The sequence below is a fragment of the Streptomyces sp. NBC_00203 genome, from assembly GCF_045206325.1.
GTDB lineage: Bacteria > Actinomycetota > Actinomycetes > Streptomycetales > Streptomycetaceae > Streptomyces > Streptomyces lutosisoli.
On record NZ_CP108126.1, the window covers coordinates 2,180,018 to 2,197,666 of the forward strand.

16 protein-coding genes are annotated in these 17,649 nt (G+C 71.6%); 6 read left to right on the forward strand and 10 right to left on the reverse strand.

What is annotated here, in order from left to right; genetic code table 11:
• Positions 1–12: 12 nt before the first annotated feature.
• The 8 genes from OG975_RS10090 to OG975_RS10125 all read right to left on the reverse strand — a co-directional run bounded on the left by OG975_RS10090 (position 13) and on the right by OG975_RS10125 (position 9,664).
• Positions 13–1,356: an ABC transporter ATP-binding protein gene (locus OG975_RS10090; protein ID WP_406328798.1), complete on the reverse strand. Its 1,344-nt coding sequence runs from the start codon at positions 1,354–1,356 to the stop codon at positions 13–15.
• A 215-nt stretch (positions 1,357–1,571) separates the two neighbouring features.
• Entirely contained in the window at positions 1,572–2,390 is an 819-nt protein-coding gene (locus tag OG975_RS10095) for a class F sortase (RefSeq protein WP_406328799.1), read from the reverse strand.
• A complete protein-coding gene (locus tag OG975_RS10100) occupies positions 2,380–3,051 on the reverse strand; it encodes a hypothetical protein (RefSeq protein WP_406328800.1) in 672 nt (223 codons plus the stop codon). The genes OG975_RS10095 and OG975_RS10100 overlap by 11 nt, the downstream gene beginning before the upstream one ends.
• 102 nt (positions 3,052–3,153) lie before the next feature.
• Positions 3,154–4,383 (reverse strand): MFS transporter, encoded by a 1,230-nt coding sequence (locus OG975_RS10105; RefSeq protein WP_406336226.1) that lies wholly within the window; start codon positions 4,381–4,383, stop codon positions 3,154–3,156.
• Positions 4,384–4,465: 82 nt separating this feature from the next.
• Positions 4,466–5,869: a CitMHS family transporter gene (locus OG975_RS10110; protein WP_406328801.1), complete on the reverse strand. Its 1,404-nt coding sequence runs from the start codon at positions 5,867–5,869 to the stop codon at positions 4,466–4,468.
• 153 nt (positions 5,870–6,022) lie between these two features.
• Positions 6,023–8,281 (reverse strand): molybdopterin oxidoreductase family protein, encoded by a 2,259-nt coding sequence (locus OG975_RS10115; protein WP_406328802.1) that lies wholly within the window; start codon positions 8,279–8,281, stop codon positions 6,023–6,025.
• A 163-nt stretch (positions 8,282–8,444) separates the two neighbouring features.
• Complete coding sequence (locus OG975_RS10120; RefSeq protein WP_406328803.1) at positions 8,445–9,062, reverse strand: TetR family transcriptional regulator; 618 nt, start codon at positions 9,060–9,062, stop codon at positions 8,445–8,447.
• Complete coding sequence (locus OG975_RS10125; protein WP_406328804.1) at positions 9,059–9,664, reverse strand: nuclear transport factor 2 family protein; 606 nt, start codon at positions 9,662–9,664, stop codon at positions 9,059–9,061. The genes OG975_RS10120 and OG975_RS10125 overlap by 4 nt, the downstream gene beginning before the upstream one ends.
• 258 nt (positions 9,665–9,922) lie before the next feature.
• Between OG975_RS10125 and hmgA the strand changes: the two genes are divergently transcribed.
• The 3 genes from hmgA (at position 9,923) to OG975_RS10140 (ending at position 13,318) form a co-directional block, all read left to right on the forward strand.
• Positions 9,923–11,263 (forward strand): homogentisate 1,2-dioxygenase, encoded by a 1,341-nt coding sequence (hmgA, locus tag OG975_RS10130; RefSeq protein WP_406328805.1) that lies wholly within the window; start codon positions 9,923–9,925, stop codon positions 11,261–11,263.
• A 49-nt stretch (positions 11,264–11,312) separates the two neighbouring features.
• Positions 11,313–12,062 (forward strand): GntR family transcriptional regulator, encoded by a 750-nt coding sequence (locus OG975_RS10135; RefSeq protein WP_406328806.1) that lies wholly within the window; start codon positions 11,313–11,315, stop codon positions 12,060–12,062.
• 71 nt (positions 12,063–12,133) lie between these two features.
• On the forward strand, positions 12,134–13,318 hold the full coding sequence (locus OG975_RS10140) for a type ISP restriction/modification enzyme (RefSeq protein WP_406336227.1): 1,185 nt from the start codon (positions 12,134–12,136) through the stop codon (positions 13,316–13,318).
• Between the two features lie 7 nt (positions 13,319–13,325).
• Here the strand turns inward: OG975_RS10140 and OG975_RS10145 are convergent, their stop codons facing one another.
• Entirely contained in the window at positions 13,326–14,039 is a 714-nt protein-coding gene (locus OG975_RS10145) for a TetR/AcrR family transcriptional regulator C-terminal domain-containing protein (protein ID WP_406328807.1), read from the reverse strand.
• Between the two features lie 63 nt (positions 14,040–14,102).
• Between OG975_RS10145 and OG975_RS10150 the strand changes: the two genes are divergently transcribed.
• From OG975_RS10150 to OG975_RS10160, 3 genes are all read left to right on the forward strand, one after another.
• A complete protein-coding gene (locus tag OG975_RS10150; protein WP_406328808.1) occupies positions 14,103–15,059 on the forward strand; it encodes an ATP-binding cassette domain-containing protein in 957 nt (318 codons plus the stop codon).
• Positions 15,056–15,838, forward strand: coding sequence for an ABC transporter permease (locus tag OG975_RS10155; RefSeq protein WP_406328809.1), 783 nt, complete (start codon positions 15,056–15,058; stop codon positions 15,836–15,838). The genes OG975_RS10150 and OG975_RS10155 overlap by 4 nt, the downstream gene beginning before the upstream one ends.
• An 83-nt stretch (positions 15,839–15,921) precedes the next feature.
• Positions 15,922–17,142, forward strand: coding sequence for a CaiB/BaiF CoA transferase family protein (locus OG975_RS10160; protein WP_406328810.1), 1,221 nt, complete (start codon positions 15,922–15,924; stop codon positions 17,140–17,142).
• Positions 17,143–17,371: 229 nt separating this feature from the next.
• Here the strand turns inward: OG975_RS10160 and OG975_RS10165 are convergent, their stop codons facing one another.
• The gene (locus tag OG975_RS10165; RefSeq protein WP_327427572.1) at positions 17,372–17,641 is read right to left on the reverse strand and encodes a hypothetical protein; all 270 of its coding nucleotides are present in this window, start codon (positions 17,639–17,641) and stop codon (positions 17,372–17,374) included.
• Positions 17,642–17,649: the final 8 nt, after the last annotated feature.

The window sequence follows — 17,649 nt, forward strand, 5'->3', positions numbered from 1 at the left end:
GCCTAGCGGAACTCACTCCTCCAGATCCGGCAGCCGCGCCGGAGCCGGGCAGATGCGTTCACCGTGCTGGTCGAAGACGAACAGATGGGCGAGGTCCACGAGGAGGGGGACCTGCATGCCGTGGCGGAGTTCGATGTCGGGGGTGGTGCGGACGACGAGGTCACCGGGCAGGCGGCCCTCCGGCGGCGCCGGTTCGGGGTGGTCGGGTTCCGCGTCCGCCGGGTGTTCCAGGACCACGACCGGCCCGGCCCGCAGAGCTCCGGTGCGCTCCCGCAGCCGGTCCAGGACGTTGCCCTCGCGGCGCCGTCGCCGGGTCGGACGCGTCGGGCGCGGGGCCTCCAGATCCGGTACGACGGCGGGCTGCGAACCCGTGTTGAAGTGGACGAGGACCTCGTGCCCCTGGAACTCCACATGCTCGACGAGGCCGCTGATCGCCACCTCGCCCGGCCGGGCGGCGGACGGCTTGGCGAGCCGGACGGCCTCCGAGCGCAGCCCGACGATGACCTCGCGGCCCTGCTGGACCCGCAGCAACTGGTGGTCCAGGGAAAGGGGTTCGGGCAGCCGCAGATACTGCCTGCCGAGGCTGATCGACATGGCTCCGTCGAGCGGCGCCCGGACCAGGCCGCGCAGCAGGTTGATCCGCGGGGTACCGATGAAGGCGGCGACGAAGACGTTCGCGGGCAGCGCGTAGACCGTGCGGGGCGTGCCCAGTTGCTGGAGGACTCCGCCGCGCAGGACCGCGACGCGGTCGCCGAGCGACATCGCCTCGGCCTGGTCGTGCGTGACGTACACCGTTGTCGCGCCCAACTCCCTGGTGAGCCGGGATATTTCGGCGCGCAGATGGTTGCGGAGCTTGGCGTCGAGGTTGGACAGCGGCTCGTCCATCAGGAAGGCCGAGGGGTGGCGCGCGATCGCCCGGCCCATGGCGACCCGCTGGCGTTCACCGCCGGAGAGCTGGTGGGGGAAGCGGCCGAGGAGATCCTGGATGCCGAGCATGCGGGCGGTGGCGTCCACGCGCGGGCGGGGGTCCTCGCGGGGCGTCTCGATGCGCAGCGGGAAGCCGATGTTGTCGCGGCTGGTCATGCTCGGATAGAGGGCGAAGTTCTGGAAGACCATCGCCATGTCCCGCCCGGACGGCGGCAGATCGTTGGCGTACTCGCCGTCGAGGCGCACCTCGCCCTCGGTGACCTCTTCGAGCCCGGCGATCATTCTCAGCACGGTCGACTTGCCGCAGCCGGAGGGCCCGAGCAGCACGAGGAACTCGCCGGGCCGGATGTCGAGCGACAGCCGCTCCACCACGCGGACGCCACGGGTGTACGACTTGCTGACCTGGTGAAGAGAGATGGCGCGTGTCATGAGGGGTGCCCCCAGGGGCCTTCCGGGCGCTGGTGCTCCGCGGTCGAACGTCCCGTGCGGGTCGTACGGGACCTATGAGTCACGGAAGTTAACGGACCGCGCACGCCCTGGGGAAGACATGCGGCGGGATCGGACGGTCCGGTTCGACACGGGAGAAAAGCGGACTCTCGCGTTCAGTGCGACAGGAATCCCGATTCTGTCGCCCTTGCGCCCGCTCACGTCGCGCGGGGCCGCCCCCGGGTCTGCGTGAGGTGGGCGAAGACGACGACGTTTCCGGCGTAGCCCGTCTTCGGGTCGTACGCGCCGCCGCACGTGATCAGACGCAGCTCGGGGCGCCCTCTGTCGCCGTACACCTCCTTGTTGGGGAAGTGCGCCTTCTGGTACATCCTCACGGCGTCCACGGTGTAGACGGCGGTCATGCCGTCGGCGCGCAGGACCTCGACGAGCCTGCCGGGCCGGAGTTGGCTGAGTGGGGCGAAGACGGCGGGTCCCGTGGTGGTGTCGAGGTGGCCGACGGCGACAGCCGTGCCGGACTCGCCCGGCGTCGGCCCGTCCGCGTACCAGCCGACCAGCTTGGGATCGTCGACGGGAGGGGTGGTGAGCCGCTGCTCACGGTCGAGCTTGAGGCCGACGACCGGTGCTTCCAGGCTGAAGTACGGGATGCGGAGCGAGGTCGCCGGGGAGCGCGGGAGCGGCTTGGGCGGGGGCGTGGGCCGGGGCGGCCGTGCGGGCGCGACGCGGTGGGGCTTCGGACCCCGCGCGTCACCGCCCGCGCGGTGGGGCTTCGCGTCGCGCCCGCCGCCGTCCGCACGGTGGGGCTTCGCGTCGGGCCCGCCGCCGTCCGCCCCGGCGGGGCCGGAGGACGCCGTGGCGCCTCCGTGCCCCGCGGCCTCGGCGGCGAGCGGCCCGGCGGGCTCGTCGCTGCCCGCGCACCGGACGCCGCCCACCACCAGCGTCACCGCGATGACGAAGGTCCGCGTCAGGCGGTAGGAGCGCGTCCGGTGCCAGGGCCTGCCGGAGGGGCTACGCAGCACCGTCGGGGCGGCGGCGCAGCCGCAGGTAAACGACTCCCCCGGCCATCACGACGCCCGCGGCCGCCGCGCCGAGGACCGGCGAGAAGTCCTGGATGCGGGCGAGACCACCGCCGCCCGCGTGGGGCCCGCCGTGCGGCCCGCCCGGACCACCACCCGGGCCGCCTGGGCCACCCCCGGGCACGCTGGGCGTCGTTGTCGGCGTCGACGACGGCGACGACGTCGGGCCCCCGGGCGGGCAGTCGACCTTGAAGACCTTCTGCTTGCCCGCGCCGTTCTCGCCCTCGAAGTTCCAGATGAGCTTGTACTGACCGTTGGGCAGCGAGTAGAGGCCCTCGGTCCGGCCATCGCCGGACGCGGGGATGACGAGGCCACCCGCGAGCGTGGCACCGCCGTCCACATGCGGCTGGGTCTCGATGGACCAGGTGATGTCCTGCGCCCCGTCGAAGTTGAACCCGGCGAGGTAGAACCGGCAGACCTTCGGATCGTTTCTCTGATCGTCGTCCGGCGTGGCCGAGTCATGGATCTTCACGTCGCCGTTGTCGCCGGGAGCAGCGACGGCGGCAGGGGCCCCGAGCAGGGTGGTCCCCGCGACGGCGAGGGCTACGAGGGCGGTAGCGCCCCGGCGGGTGCCGGGCCGGCACGGAAGGGACGAGGTGGACATGAGGATTCCTCCGAATCAGATGATTTTCATACAAATCACACTTTCATCTGACTCTCTTTCACATCCGCCCCGGCAAAGGCGGCAACAGCGCCCCGCGCCCCCTCAGATATCGCTCTTCCGGCGCAACCGCACCCGAGGCCGCACGTCCTCCTCCGGCACCCGGGCAGGCCTCCCCGGAGAGCGCAGCGCCGTCGCCGACGAGACCAGCAGCAGCGCGCCGAGCATCACGAACGGCGCCGCCACACCGGCGACTCCGGCGACCAGACCCGCGGTGGCGGGGGCGGCGACCTGGCCGAGCCGGTTGCCGGTCAGACGCAGGGCGAGGGCCGTGGAGCGGGCGCCGTCGGGAGCTGCCTGGACGACCGTCGTCATGGACAGCGGCTGACCGACCCCGAGACAGAAGCCAAGGACGAGGAGCATCAGGGCCAGCGCCCACACCGGTACCGGCAGTGCGATACACGCACACAGCACCGCCCCCACCAGGCACGTCACGGTGAGCAGCGCGGTCCGGCCGAGCCGGCGCAGCAGGGGCGTCAGCACCAGCCGGCAGGCGATGCTCGCCGCCGCGCGCGCACTGAGCAGCAGACCGACCACCGACGGCGCGATGTCCCGGTGTTCGCCGACCACCGGCAGATACGCGGTGAGAACGTCCGTCGCGGACAGCACGGCGAGACTGATGAAGATGCCCGCGGGCACGCCCCGGGCGCGCAGGATCCGCCCGACGGGAACGCGTTCGCCTTGTGCGGTACGGGACTTCACGGCCGTACGGTCCTCGATGCGCCACAGCGAGGTGAACGAGACCGCGGCGACCGCGCTCGCCACCAGCAGCGCGAGCGCGCTGCTGCCCGCCATGTCGGGACCGCCGATCAGGAGGCCCGCGGCGATCGGGCCGATCAGCTGACCGAGCGAGACGCCGATGGTGAAGTGGCCGAAATTACGGTCCTGTTCGTGCGGGGCGGACTGGCGGGCGACGAGCGACTGCCCGCCGATCACGAAGCAGAGGTGGCCGAGCCCCATCACTCCGCTCCAGGCGGCCATCGCCGCCAACGAGTCCGCCCTGCCGCTCATCGCGCAGCCGCCGGCGATGAGCACGACACCGGCGGGCAGCAGGGGCGCGCAGCGGCCGTGGTCGGTGCGGCGGCCCAGCGGCACGGCGGCGAACAGGGGCAGCAGCGCGTACGCCGCCGCGATCACACCGACCGCGCGCTCGTCCGCGCCCAGCGCGAGGGCCCGGTAGGAGACGGCGGGCCGGGCCATCGACACCGCCCCCTGCGTGAAGGTGAAGGCGATGACGAGGCGCAGCAGCCAGCCGCGGTTCCTACCGGGCCCCACAGTGACAACCCCCATGCGATGACGGACTACGGATGGCGGATGACAGCGACCGGTATCGGAAGCTGTCATCCGACAGCGGCTCTCAGATGATGCCGAACAGGATCCCGGCCCCGAGCACCACCAGCGAAGTCAGCGCCGCCCACTTCACCACGAACCTGGTGTGGTCGCCGAACTCCACCTTGGCCATGCCGACCAGGACGTATACGGCCGGGACGAGCGGGCTCGACATGTGCAGCGGCTGGCCGATGAGCGAGGCGCGGGCGATCTCCAGGGACGAGACGCCGTGCGCCTGGCCTGCCTCGGCGAGGACGGGGAGGATGCCGAAGTAGAAGCCGTCGTTCGACATGAAGTACGTGAGCGGGATGCTCAGCACGCCGGTGACGAAGGCCATGTGCGGGCCCATGCCGTCGGGGATGTTGGAGACCAGCCACTTGGCCATGTGGTCGACCATGCCGGTGCCCGTCAGGACGCCGGTGAAGACGGCGGCGGCGAAGACCATGCCGGAGACGTTGAGGACGTTCTCGGCGTGGGCGCCGAGGCGGGCCTTCTGGTCGGGCATGTGCGGGAAGTTGACGGTGAGCGCGAGCGCGGCGCCGAGCAGGAAGAGGACCGGGATCGGCAGCCACTCCATGATCATCGCGGTGAGCAGGGTGACCGTGAGGAGCGCGTTGAACCAGTAGAGCTTGGGACGCAGGGTGGCGCGGTTCGGGTCGAGGCCCTGGAACCCGTCGTCCTCGGGGGCGTCCGCGTCCGTGCCGGAGCCCGAACCGCCCATGCGCGGGGCCTTCTTGTCCGAACCGCTCCCCGAGCCGCCCGCGCCGACCAGGACCGTCTCCGCCTCCTGCGGCTCCAGCACCTCGTCCAGCGTCAGCACGCCGAGCCGCTTGCGCTCGCGGCGGCCGAGGACGTACGCGAGGGCGAACACACCGAGCAGACCGACGGCGAGGGCCGGGATCATCGGCACGAAGATGTCGCTGGCGTCGAGCTTCAGCGCGGTCGCGGCGCGGGCGGTCGGGCCGCCCCACGGCAGGGTGTTCATCACGCCGTTGGCCATCGCGGCGACACCGGTCATGACGACCAGGCTCATCTTCAGGCGCTTGTACAGCGGGTACATCGCCGAGACCGTGATCATGAAGGTGGTCGAGCCGTCGCCGTCGAGGGAGACGATCGCGGCGAGGACCGCCGTGCCGACCACGATCCGCAGCGGATCGGCCTTGCAGAACTTGAGGATCCCACGGACGATCGGGTCGAAGAGACCGACGTCGATCATCACACCGAAGTAGACGATCGCGAACATCAGCATCGCCGCTGTGGGCGCGAGACTGGTGACGCCGTCGATGACGTAGTCACCGAGCTTGGCGCCCTTTCCGACGAAGACACAGAAGAGTGCCGGAATCAGCACGAGCGCCGCGATCGGCGACATCTTCTTCAGCATGATCAGGACCAGGAAGGTCGCGATCATGGTGAAGCCGAGGATGGTCAGCATGAGTGGATTGCCTAACGTTCGCCCTTGAACTGCCACCAGGGCCGGTGGTGCGATGACGTTAGGTCGGGCTCGCAAGCGTTAACAAGATGTTGACACGAGAGCAATAAGCGCAAAACTCCAGGTCACAGCCTTGTCTCGGTGAGCGATAGCCCTCTAGGGGCATGCCGCCAGCTCCACGGGCACGCCATTGAGGACCGCCGTGCCCGACAGCGGATCGAGCAGCGAGCCGTCCAGGAGCTGGTTGACGTTGACCCCCGGATCCAGGGCGGCGTGGCTCATGCGGGTGCCGGGGCGGTTGTGTCCCCAGCCGTGCGGGAGGCTCACCACCCCACTGCGTACGGCGTCCGTGACCTCCACGGGGGCGGTCACCTCTCCCCCGGCTCCCTTGACGCGTACGGCGGCCCCGTCGGTGAGGCCGAGGCGTGCGGCGTCGTCGGGGTGGATGTGCAGGGTGCAGCGGTTGGTGCCGCCGGTGAGCGCGGGCACGTTGTGCATCCAGCTGTTGTTGGAGCGCAGATGGCGGCGGCCGACGAGGACGAGTGCCGCCGGGCGCTCGCGCAGCGCGTCCCGCAGACGCGGCAGATCGTCGACAATCGGTGCCGGCAGCAGCTCGATCCTCCCGCTGGGCGTCTTCAGCGGCTGCGGCAGGCGGGGCCGCAGCGGTCCGAGGTCGATGCCGTGCGGATGGGTGAGCAGCTTCGCCAGGCTCAGCCCGTCGGGCCGGGCGCCGAAGCCGTCGCCGTACGGGCCGAGGCGCAGCATCATGTCGAGTCGCCGCTCGGCGCCGTTCTCGCCGGTGAGGAGGCCGGCGAGTTCCTTGGGGTCGCGGCCGTGCACCGGTGAGTGTGCGTCGGTGACGGACTTGCCCAGGGTGGTGTCGATGACCATGGCGTCCACGGCGGACGGGTCGGCACCGTGCATGCCGGTCGCGGCGAGGACGAGCCGGGCGAGGATCTCGGTCTCCGCCATGCGGCCCGGCTCCAGCGGGACCGCCGGGCGGTTGTAGCGGACCTGGTTGCGTACGGCGAGGGTGTTGAAGGCGAAGTCGTGGTGGGCGCTCTGCGAGGGCGGGGGCGGCGGCAGGACGACGTCCGCGTGGCGGGAGGTCTCGTTCAGGTAGGGGTCGACGCTGACCATGAAGTCCAGCGAGTCGAGCGCCTTGTCGAGGCGGTCGCCGTCGGGGGCGGAGAGTACGGGGTTGGCTGCGACGGCGATGAGGGCGCGGACCGGGCTGCCCTCCGGCGTGGCGGTGTCGATCTCCTCCGCGAGGGCGGACAGGGGCAGTTCGCCCTTGGCCTCGGGGTGGCGGCTCACCCTGCTGTGCCAGCGGCCGAGCGCGAAGCCGTGGCCGGGGCCGGCGGGGCGGGGTGTCCTGTCGGTGGCCGCCAGGGGGAAGAGGGCGCCGCCGGGCCGGTCGAGGTTGCCGGTGAGGATGTTGAGGGCGTCGACGAGCCAGCTGGCGAGGGTGCCGTGCGGGACGGTGCAGCTGCCGATACGGCCGTAGACGGCGGCGGTGGGCGCGGCGGCGAGTTCGCGGGCCAGCGCCCGGATGATATCGGCGTCCACGTCGCAGGCCTCGCTCGCGGCCTCGGGTGTGAAGTCCCGTACGGCGTCGGCGAGTTCCTCGACGCCTTGGACGTGCGGGGTGAGGGCGCCGAGGTCGACGAGCTTCTCCTCGAAGAGGACGTACGTCATCGCCGCGAGGAGCAGGGCGTCGGTGCCGGGGCGGATCGCGACGTGGCGGTCGGCGAGCTTGGCCGTGCGGGTGCGGCGCGGGTCGATGACCGTCAGGGTGCCGCCGCGCGCCCGCAGGGCCTTGAGCTTGCCGGGGAAGTCGGGGGCGGTGCACAGACTCCCGTTGGATTCCAGGGGGTTGGCGCCGATGAGCAGGAGGTGGTCGGTGTGGTCGAGGTCCGGTACCGGGATCGCGTTGGCGTCGCCGTAGAGCAGTCCGCTCGACACGTGCTTGGGCATCTGGTCGACCGTGGAGGCGGTGAAGAGGCTGTGGGTGCGCAGGGCGGTGAGCAGGACGGGCGGGTAGAGGGCGCCGGCCATGGTGTGCACGTTCGGGTTGCCGAGGACGATGCCGACGGCGTGCGGCCCGTACTGCTCGACGACCGGCCGCAGGCCCGCGGCCACCGCGTCGAAGGCCTCTTCCCAGGTGGCTTCGCGCAGCTCGCCGGCTTCGCGTATGAGGGGTGTGCGCAGCCGGTCGGGGTCGCCGTCGACGGCCCCGAAGGAGGCGCCCTTCGGGCAGATGAACCCCTTGCTGAACACATCGTCGCGGTCGCCGCGGGCGCCGGTCACCCGGGTGCCCTCGATGGTGAGCGTGAGCCCGCAGGTCGCCTCGCAGAGGGGGCAGACGCGCAGGGCGGTGCGGGACTCGGGGGTGGTGCCGGAGGTGCGGGACACGGGTCCTCCCGGAGGGCGGTGGCGGCGGTGGCACACGGACTGGGGCCGAGCATACCGACCGGTAGGCATGGCGGGGAGGGCCTTCCGGGGGTGAGGTCGGAAATTCGCGAGGGGTTCATTCCCCGCGCAATCGGCCCGTGCGGCTCACCCCCGCTCGGACGGTTCAGTCGAGAACCCTGGCCAGATAGGCGCGCAGCAGTTCGCGCGTCTCCCCGATGATCCGCTCGTCTCCTTCCGGGGCGACCCGGAAGGCCAGGTGGACCAGGGTGTCGGCGGTTTCCACGGCGATCAGGAAGGTACGGCGGAGATCCTCGTCGGGGGTGCGGTCGAGGTAGCCGGAGAGCAGTTCGGTGAGGCGGTCGGCGACGCGGGTGTTGGGCTCGGAATAGCGGGAGCCGACCGGGATCTGGTTGCCGAAGTCGACGAGGGAGAAGCCGGGCGCGGTGCGTTTCATCGCGAGGTATTCGTCGAGCACGGCGTCCATGGCCGCGCGCCAGCCACCGCCCTCCGTCTCCTGGAGGCGCTGGGTGACGCGCTCGGCATAGCGCTCCAGGTTGCGCTGGGCGAGCGCGTCGGCCATCGCGCGCTTGTTGCCGAAGAAGCGGTAGACGGAGCCGATGGGCACGCCGGCCCGCTGGGCCACGGCACGGGTGCTCAGGTCGTCGTAGCCGACCTCGTCGAGGAGGTCGGCGCAGGCGTCGAGGATTCTGGTCAGTCGTTCGGCACTGCGCCGTTGTACGGGCGCTCTGCGCAGCGAGGTCGCATGGGGCACGGGCTTCATGATGCCTTTCCGCCGGGGTCCGGTGAACCTCCCGTATCAGTACGGGCCCCATTGACGGTCGCACTCATCGTCACCGTCGGTGTCGCCGACGGCGTCGCGCTCACCCCGGCCCGTGACGCGGTGATGTCCGCGGTGCTCTCGACGGGCTTGCCGTGGACGGCCCACACGGTGCCGTCGTCCGCGTACAGCCGCGCGGTGACGTGGTGGGTGCCGCGCGGGACGAGGTCGCCCGCGAGGTGGTACTCGGCGGTGCGGAGCCGGGCGATGGTCCGGCCGTCCAGATAGAGGTGGGCGATGCCCCGTCCGGCCGTCGGCACGGATCGCGTGCCGGCGGGCGAGAAGCGGAAGTGGTGGACGGTCAGCGTGACGTCCCAGCTGTCGTCGGAGTCGGGCTGAATCTCGATCGCGACCTCCGGCGCACCCTTCTTGTCCACCTCACGGTAAAGCCGCCCTTCCTCGTCCATCTCGTCCAGCAGCTTGCCCACGGGCGAGGCCGACGCTGCGTCCCTCCGCTCGTGCGCATCACTGGTGCCGCAGCCCACCGATCCGCCGAGCAGGGCGCAGACCGCGAGGGCGGCGAGCAGTCCACGCGTCCACCACATGCCGGGGAGCGTAGAACAAACGCTCTGACAGCCGGATCCCCCTGAAGTCGGGTTCTTGGGCCGTACAGCGGTCCTTGGGTAGTAGTACGCCGGGTACGTCGGGTACGCCGGGTACGTCGTACCCGCCGGGCGGCGTTTTCGGCCCGTCCCTGGTGGTGGGCCGTGGCCGATCCCGTGCGGTGTCCTCGGCCGACCCCTTGCGCGGGGAAAAGCTGAATCCTACGGTGATGCATAGGAATCAGGCGCGAGGGAGCGATCATGAGCGGGGACGCGAGGAAGACGGCCGAGGGGCTGACCTACCTCTCCGGTTTCGGCAACGAACACAGCTCGGAGGCGGTCCCGGGGGCGCTGCCGCACGGCCGCAACTCGCCGCAGCGCGCGCCGCTCGGGCTGTACGCGGAGCAGCTGAGCGGTACGGCGTTCACCGAGCCGAGGGCGCACAACCGGCGTTCGTGGCTGTACCGGATCCGCCCGTCGGCCGCGCACCCCGCGTTCACCCGCATCGAGAACGGCGCCCTGCGTACGGCCCCCTTCACGGAGACCGTGCCCGACCCGAACCGGCTGCGCTGGAACCCGCTGCCCGAGCCCCCGGCGGGGACGGACTTCCTCGGCGGTCTGTGGACCCTCGGCGGCAACGGGGACGCGACCCAGCGCACCGGTATGGCGGTGCACCTGTATCACGCCAATTCCTCCATGGACCGTGTGTTCAGCGACGCCGACGGCGAGCTGCTGATCGTGCCGGAGCGCGGCGGGCTGCTGCTGCGCACCGAGTTCGGGCTGCTGCATGTGGAGCCCGGCCAGGTCGCGCTGATTCCTCGTGGTGTCCGCTTCCGTGTGGAGCTCCTCGACACCGTGTCCGATCGCGGGCAGAGCCCGGCCGCGCGCGGCTATGTGTGCGAGAACTATGGGGCGCCCTTCCAGCTGCCCGACCTCGGTCCGATCGGCGCCAACGGCCTCGCCAACGCCCGCGACTTCCTCGCGCCGGTCGCCGCGTACGAGGACGTCGAGGGCCCGGTCGAGGTGGTGAACAAGTTCTGCGGCAACCTCTGGCGGGCGACGTACGGCCATTCGCCGCTGGACGTGGTCGCCTGGCACGGCAACCATGTGCCGTACGTCTATGACCTGCGCCGTTTCAATGTGATCGGCACCATCAGCTACGACCACCCGGACCCGTCGATCTTCACGGTGCTGACGTCCCCGTCGGACACCCCGGGCCTGGCCGGCGTCGACTTCGTCGTCTTCGCTCCGCGCTGGCTGGTGGGTGAGGACACGTTCCGGCCGCCGTATTTCCACCGGAATGTGATGAGCGAGTACATGGGTCTCATCGAGGGCGCGTACGACGCGAAGGCGGAGGGCTTCGTTCCGGGCGGTGGTTCGCTGCACAACATGATGTCGGCGCACGGTCCGGACCGGGAGACCTTCGACCGGGCGAGCGCCGCGGAGCTGCGTCCGCAGAAGATCGACGACGGGCTCGCCTTCATGTTCGAGACGCGCTGGCCGGTGACCGCGACGGCTCAGGCGGCCCGGGCGGAGCATCTGCAGCAGGCGTACGACGACGTGTGGCAGGGCCTCCAGCGGCACTTCCGCCCGCTGGACTGAGATTCACTGCCCGTTGCATTCAAGGCCCGCGACCGGTACGGATACCCTCGTGACCTCCTTCGCCCCGGATTCGATCGTCCTGAACCGCAAGCTGCCGCTCTGGTATCAGGTCTCGCAGTCCCTGCGTGCCTCGATACTCGGCCGCTCGCCCCAGGACCCGCTGCGCCTGCCCACCGAGGAGCAGCTCGCCGGGCACTACGGGGTGAGTGTGCTGACCATGCGGCAGGCGCTCAAGGAGCTGGAGGACGAGGGGCTCATCACGCGCCATCGCCGGCGGGGCACGTTCATCGAGCCGAGCGCGCAGCGCGGCGCTCCCGTGCGGCTGCTCGGCTCGGTGGACGCGATCGTGGCCCAGCAGTCGGGTATGACGACCGAGCTGCTGGACCACGGCACGGTTCCGGTGTCCGCGGAACTCGCCGAGTTCTTCCCGGATCTGGCCGAGGTGGGGACGTACCACCGGCTGCGCAGCGACGAGAAGACGGGCGAGCCGACGAACCACGCGCGCAACTACGTGCGTCCCGAACTGGCGGCGCTGATCGACCCGGAGGACCTGGTGCGCTGGCCCATGACCAAGGTGCTGCGGGATGTGGTGGGCGTCCGCATCAGCCGGATCACCGACACGGTGGAGGCCCGGCTCGCGGACCCGGAGACCGCGCGGCTGCTCCAAGTCCCGCTGCTCAGCCCGATCCTGCACTACACGGGCATCGTGCACGGCGAGGACGGCCGCGCCCTGGACGTGGCCCGCATCCACTACCGCGGTGACCGCTTCTCCTTCACGGTCACCCTCGACGCCCACTGACGATGCCGCACGAGGACAGCGGTCACCCGACGATGCCGTACGAGGACGGCGGGCACCGCCCTCGTCGTACGATGCCGAGCGTGACGCACGACGACGCTCCGCTGCTCGCGGACCTCATGCCGTGGTCCGTCGCACCGCCGAGGCTGGGCCGGGGGTGGCCGACGGCTCCCGACGCCGCGTCCCTGAAGGCGCGCTGGGACGCCCTGGTCAAGGCCGAAGGGCCGGACCGCGAGGCGCTGTTCGGCCCGACGCGCTCGCGCACTACCCACTCGGCCGTCGGCCAACTGCCGGGGCAGTCCAGCGGAACGGCCCGTCTGGCGCGCGAGTCGGGTCACTGTCCGGAGCCGGTACGCGTCCTGCACGGCCCCTTCGACGAGCAGTGGCTGATTCCCGACCACCGGCTGATCGACGCGGCGCGCCCCGAGTTGTGGCGGGTGGCCGACGAGCGTCAGGTGTTCGCGGTCGAGCAGACGGTGGTGCCCGACGCGTCGGGGCCGGTGCTGCTGGTCGCCTCCGCCCTGCCGCTGAGCGCCGGTCGCGGCGGCCGGATCCGCCCCCTCTACCGGCGCCCCGGCGGCCTCGAACCGAACCTGGCGCCCGGCCTGCTGGACCACCTCGGCACGCGCCTCGGGCACTCCCCCGAACCGGTCGACGTCCTCGCCTGGACGGTGGCCGCAGCGCGGCCGGGACGGGACGGATGCACCGTGCCGCTCACCGCCGACCCCGACGTGTGGGCGTACGGCGTCGAGTTGGGCCGCCGGATGCTGTGGCTGATGCGCCGCGACGGCGAGCGCCCCAAGCTCCCCGGCGGCCGCCGCCCCTACGTCCGCGCCCCGCTGCCCGCCCGGCCCCTCGCCCCGCACTACGACCGCGACGAGGAGGCCCTCCACCTCGACGAGGGCCGCATCTCGCCGGTACCGCCCCAGGCCTGGGACTTCGAGGTGGGCGGAGTGCGCGTACTGGAGCAGTGGTTCGCGGCCAGGACGGAACTGCCGCCCGAGGCGGGCACCCTGGAGACGATCCGGCCCGCGACCTGGCCGCAGGCGTGGACGTCCGAGCTACTGGAACTCGTCACCGTGCTGACGCTGCTCGCAGAACTGCGGCCCCAACAGGCCGAGTTGACGATCGGGTCTCCGATCACACGGGGCGAGCTGCACAAGACGGGCGTACTCCCGGTACCTGATGCGGCACGTCGCCCGGCCTCCGTTCTCGACCACCATGAAGAGGGTCCCGAAGGCCAGTTCGCGCTCCTCTAGCCCCTGCCTAGCCCCTCGGTTCGAACCCGTCGAGGACCCGCCCCAGGGCCCGCTCGAACACCGCCTCCAGATCGATCGGCCCGGCGTTCTCCATGAAGGCCGCCGCCATGCGCGGATACGCGCCGGTCGCCACCTGGCCGCCGAGGTAGGCGATCCGCATCGCGTTCTCCTGCTCCTCCGACCAGGGCAGGGAGCGGACGCGTTCGGCGGTGGCCAGCTCGTTGCCGACGTACGTCGTGACGACCCCGTTGAGCATCGCGATGAGCTCGAACTTCGTGCCGTACGGCGCGTCGAGCGGGTCGAGGCAGGTCAGGCAGTGCTCCAGGTAGCGCAGGGCATTGGGGCTGAAGCCGTAGACCGGGGACATCAGGCGCGGCAGCCAGGGGTGGCGGTGCATGAGGGCGCGGGTCTGCTGGGCGACCCGGAGCATGTCGGCGCGCCAGTCGCCCGAGGGCTCCCAGGGTTCATGCTCGCCGCTGATGGCGTCGACCATCAGCTCGGACAGGTCCTCCTTGCGCGGCACGTAGTTGTAGAGCGACATCGTGCCGCAGCCCAGCTCGGCGGCCACGCGCCGCATCGAGGCCGCGTCGAGTCCCTCCGCGTCCGCGATCCGCACGGCGGCGGCCGCGATGTCCGCGCGGCTGTAGGCCGGCCGCGGACCACGGCCCGCGCGTTCGGGACGGGCCCAGATCACTTCGGGTACGGCGTTGCGCCCTGCCATTGGTCGATCACCTCGCGACCATCCTAGTTACGTACAGCGTACGTAATGCGCTATGGTCACCCCATGACTACTACGTACGCTGTACTTAGTGAGGGTCTGGAGAAACACTTCGGGGATGTCCATGCCCTGCGCGGCCTCGACCTGGCCGTGGCGCAGGGCACGGTCTGCGGGTTGCTCGGGCCGAATGGCGCGGGCAAGACCACGGCCGTACGGCTGCTCACCACCCTGCTGCGGCCCGACGCGGGGTCCGCGCGTGTCGCCGGGCACGATCTCGTGCGGGAGGCGGCAGCGGTCCGTCGGAGCATCGGGGTCGCCGGGCAGTACGCCTCGGTCGACGGCGATCTGACCGGGCGCGAGAACCTGCGACTGTTCGCAAGGCTGCACCGGATGCGGGACGCCGGCGCACGGGCCGCCGAGCTCCTCGACCGCTTCGGGCTGACCGAGGCCGGCGACCGGCCGGCGTCAAGCTACTCGGGCGGTATGCGGCGCCGCCTCGACCTGGCGGCGAGTCTGATCCGCCGCCCCGCCGTGCTCTTCCTGGACGAGCCCACCGCTGGGCTCGACCCGGCGAGCCGCAACCAGATCTGGGAGGCCGTGCGCGCGCTCAAGGACGAGGGCACGACCGTGCTGCTGACCACGCAGTACCTGGAGGAGGCCGACCAGCTGGCCGACGACATCGCGCTCATGGACCGCGGCAGGGTCGCCCACACCGGCTCGCCCGCCGAACTCAAGTCGCTCATCGGTTCGTACGCGGAGGTGGTCGTCGCCCACGCGGACGCGCTGCCCGGCGCGGCCGCCGTCCTGGACCAACTCACCGGCAGCGAGCCCACGTTCGACCGTGAACGGCACGCGGTGGGCGCCGTCACCGCCGATCCGACACTGACGCTCCCCCGGCTCGTGCGTGAACTCGACGCCGCGGGCGTGCCGTTGCTCGACGCGAGCCTGCGTCCGCCGACCCTCGACGACGTCTTCCTGCGCCTGACCGAGAACCGCACCGACCACAAGGAGCTGGTGACATGAGCACGTTGGCGTACGACGGCGGGGCGATGCTGGGCCGTCAGCTGCGGCGGATCCGGCACAACCCGGGCCTGCTGATCCTCACCCAGACCATGCCGGTCACCATGCTGCTGTTCTTCGGCTATGTGTTCGGCAGCGCGCTGGCGATGCCCGGCGAGGAGTACCGGGCCTTCCTCGTACCGGGGCTGCTGGTGGCGACCGCCGCCAACGGGATCATGACCGGGATGTTCCAGGCCGCCCAGGACTCGCACCGGGGCGTGATGGACCGCTTCCGTACGCTGCCGATGAGCCGGGCGGCCGTGCCGCTGGGGCAGGCGGTCGCGGATCTGGTCGTCACGGCGGCGGGGACGGTTCCGTTCCTGCTCGTCGGACTCGCGGTGGGATGGCGGATCGAGGGGTCGGCGCCGCGGGCGGCGGCAGCGGTCGGGCTGTTGTTGCTGTTCCGGTTCGCGACCACCTGGGTCGGGATCTTCCTCGGCCTCCTCTCCCGGAGCGAGGAGGCGGCCGGACAGCTGGGCAGTGCGACGTTCATGCTGCCGCTGCTGTCCAACGCCTACATCCCCACCGGCAATCTGCCCGGCTGGCTGCGCACGATCGCCGAGTGGAACCCGATCAGCGCGGTGACCACGGCCCTGCGGGACCTGTTCGGGAACGCACCCGTGCCCCAGGGAGCCGCCTGGCCGGTGGCACACCCCGTCGCCGGATCCCTGGCGTGGTGCGCCGCGCTGATCGCGGTCTTCCTGCCGCTCGCGGTCCGCCGCTACGCGACGGGCGGACGGTGACCGGCCTGTCCAACGCCGGAATCCGACTCCCTCAAGATCGCCCCGTCAACATCCATGCATGACAAACGTGTTATGCACAGGCCATGATCCACGGCATGCAGCCACGCCCGCGGACCCAGCCGCTGCCCCTGGAGGGCATCACCGTCGTCGCCGTCGAACAGGCCGTCGCCGCGCCCTTCGCCACCCGGCAGCTCGCCGATCTCGGCGCCCGGGTCATCAAGGTCGAGCGGATCGACGGCGGGGACTTCGCCCGCGGCTACGACACCGCGGCCGCCGGACTGGCCTCGCACTTCGTGTGGTGCAACCGGGGCAAGGAGTCCATCGCCCTCGACCTGAAGGACCCGCGCGGGCTCGACGTCGTGCGCCGTCTCGTCGCGGACGCGGACGTGTTCGTGCAGAACCTCGCCCAGGGTGCCGCGGCCCGGCTGGGGCTGGACGCGGCGACGCTGTGCGGCGACCATCCGCGGCTGATCGCCGTGGACATCTCGGGGTACGGGGCGTCGGGACCGTACGCCGCCAAACGCGCGTACGACATGCTCGTGCAGTGCGAGGCGGGGCTGGTGTCGGTGACGGGGACGCCGGAACAGCCGGTGAAGGCGGGGATTCCGGCGGCGGACATCGCGGCGGCCATGTACGCCTTCTCCGGGGTGCTCGCGGCGCTGGTGCGGCGCGGTACGACCGGGCGCGGGGGCCCGGTGGAGGTGTCGATGCTGGACGCGCTCGCCGAGTGGATGGGGCATCCCCTGCACCATGCGATGCACGGCGGAACACCCCCGGCGCGCACGGCTCTCGCGCACGCCGTCATCGTGCCGTACGACGCCTATCCGACGGCGGACGGCGGGCGGGTACTGCTGTCGGTGCAGAACGACCGGGAGTGGCGCCGGCTCGCCCAACAGGTGCTGGGTCAGCCGGAGTTGGCGGACGATCCGGCGTACGCGACGAACGCGGCGCGGGTCGGGAACCGGGAGCGCGTCGATGCCGTGGTGGCGAAGACCCTTGCCGCGCTCGGCGCCGACGAGGCAGTGGCCCGACTGGAGGGGGCGGGCATCGCGTGCGCGCGGCTGAGGGACGTACGGGAGGTGGCGGAGCATCCGCAGCTGGCGGCCAGGGACCGGTGGCGGGAGGTGGGGTCACCGGTGGGGCCACTGCGGGCGCTGCTGCCGCCGATCACGCTGCCGGGTGGGGAGGAGGCGCGGATGGGGGCTGTCCCGAGGCTCGGGGAGCACACCGGGGTGGTGTTGCGGGCGCTGGGGATGACGGACGCGGAGATCGCGGGGTTGCTGCGGGACGGGGTGGCCCGCTGAGCACGGGGTGGACCGTTGGGCGCGGTGGGGACCACCAGGCGTGAGGGGTGACCGCCGAGCGTGCACGGACCGTGAGCCGTGATGGGGAGCATGACGACCCGCGCTCCGGCGGGGGCCCGCCGGGCACCGCTGCCTGCCGTGGGGGATGACGGACGCGGAAGTGCAGCGCTGCGCCGGATCGGTGGGGCCGCCGGAGCGCGGGTCGTGGAAAGCCGGTGCCGACCGCTGCTCAGCGGCCGCCGAACAGCGAGCGGCGCAGCCGCTTCAGCGGTGCGAAGAGCGAGACCCGCCTCACCCGTGCGCCCCTGCCGCTGCTCTCGTGCGCGGTGTCACGCGCGGTGAGCTCACGCATCAGCGACGTCGCCTCGGCCGTTTCGCGCTGCGGGATGGCAGGGCCGCCCAGCACCGCGAGATGGCGGTCGAGGCGCGAACTGGTCGCGCTGCTCCCGCAAGTGATCGCAGGGACACGTGCCCTGCTGCGCACCGTTATCTGTTCCATGTCACTCC

Bases quoted from the DNA above. Each gene is read 5' to 3' on its own strand.
- OG975_RS10090 (WP_406328798.1), bottom strand. From the start codon at position 1,356: ATGACACGCGCCATCTCTCTTCACCAGGTCAGCAAGTCGTACACCCGT.
- OG975_RS10100 (WP_406328800.1), bottom strand. From the start codon at position 3,051: ATGTCCACCTCGTCCCTTCCGTGCCGGCCCGGCACCCGCCGGGGCGCT.
- OG975_RS10110 (WP_406328801.1), bottom strand. From the start codon at position 5,869: ATGCTGACCATCCTCGGCTTCACCATGATCGCGACCTTCCTGGTCCTG.
- OG975_RS10120 (WP_406328803.1), bottom strand. From the start codon at position 9,062: ATGAAGCCCGTGCCCCATGCGACCTCGCTGCGCAGAGCGCCCGTACAA.
- OG975_RS10125 (WP_406328804.1), bottom strand. From the start codon at position 9,664: ATGTGGTGGACGCGTGGACTGCTCGCCGCCCTCGCGGTCTGCGCCCTG.
- hmgA (WP_406328805.1), top strand. From the start codon at position 9,923: ATGAGCGGGGACGCGAGGAAGACGGCCGAGGGGCTGACCTACCTCTCC.
- OG975_RS10140 (WP_406336227.1), top strand. From the start codon at position 12,134: ATGCCGAGCGTGACGCACGACGACGCTCCGCTGCTCGCGGACCTCATG.
- OG975_RS10145 (WP_406328807.1), bottom strand. From the start codon at position 14,039: ATGGCAGGGCGCAACGCCGTACCCGAAGTGATCTGGGCCCGTCCCGAA.
- OG975_RS10150 (WP_406328808.1), top strand. From the start codon at position 14,103: ATGACTACTACGTACGCTGTACTTAGTGAGGGTCTGGAGAAACACTTC.
- OG975_RS10155 (WP_406328809.1), top strand. From the start codon at position 15,056: ATGAGCACGTTGGCGTACGACGGCGGGGCGATGCTGGGCCGTCAGCTG.
- OG975_RS10160 (WP_406328810.1), top strand. From the start codon at position 15,922: ATGATCCACGGCATGCAGCCACGCCCGCGGACCCAGCCGCTGCCCCTG.
- OG975_RS10165 (WP_327427572.1), bottom strand. From the start codon at position 17,641: ATGGAACAGATAACGGTGCGCAGCAGGGCACGTGTCCCTGCGATCACT.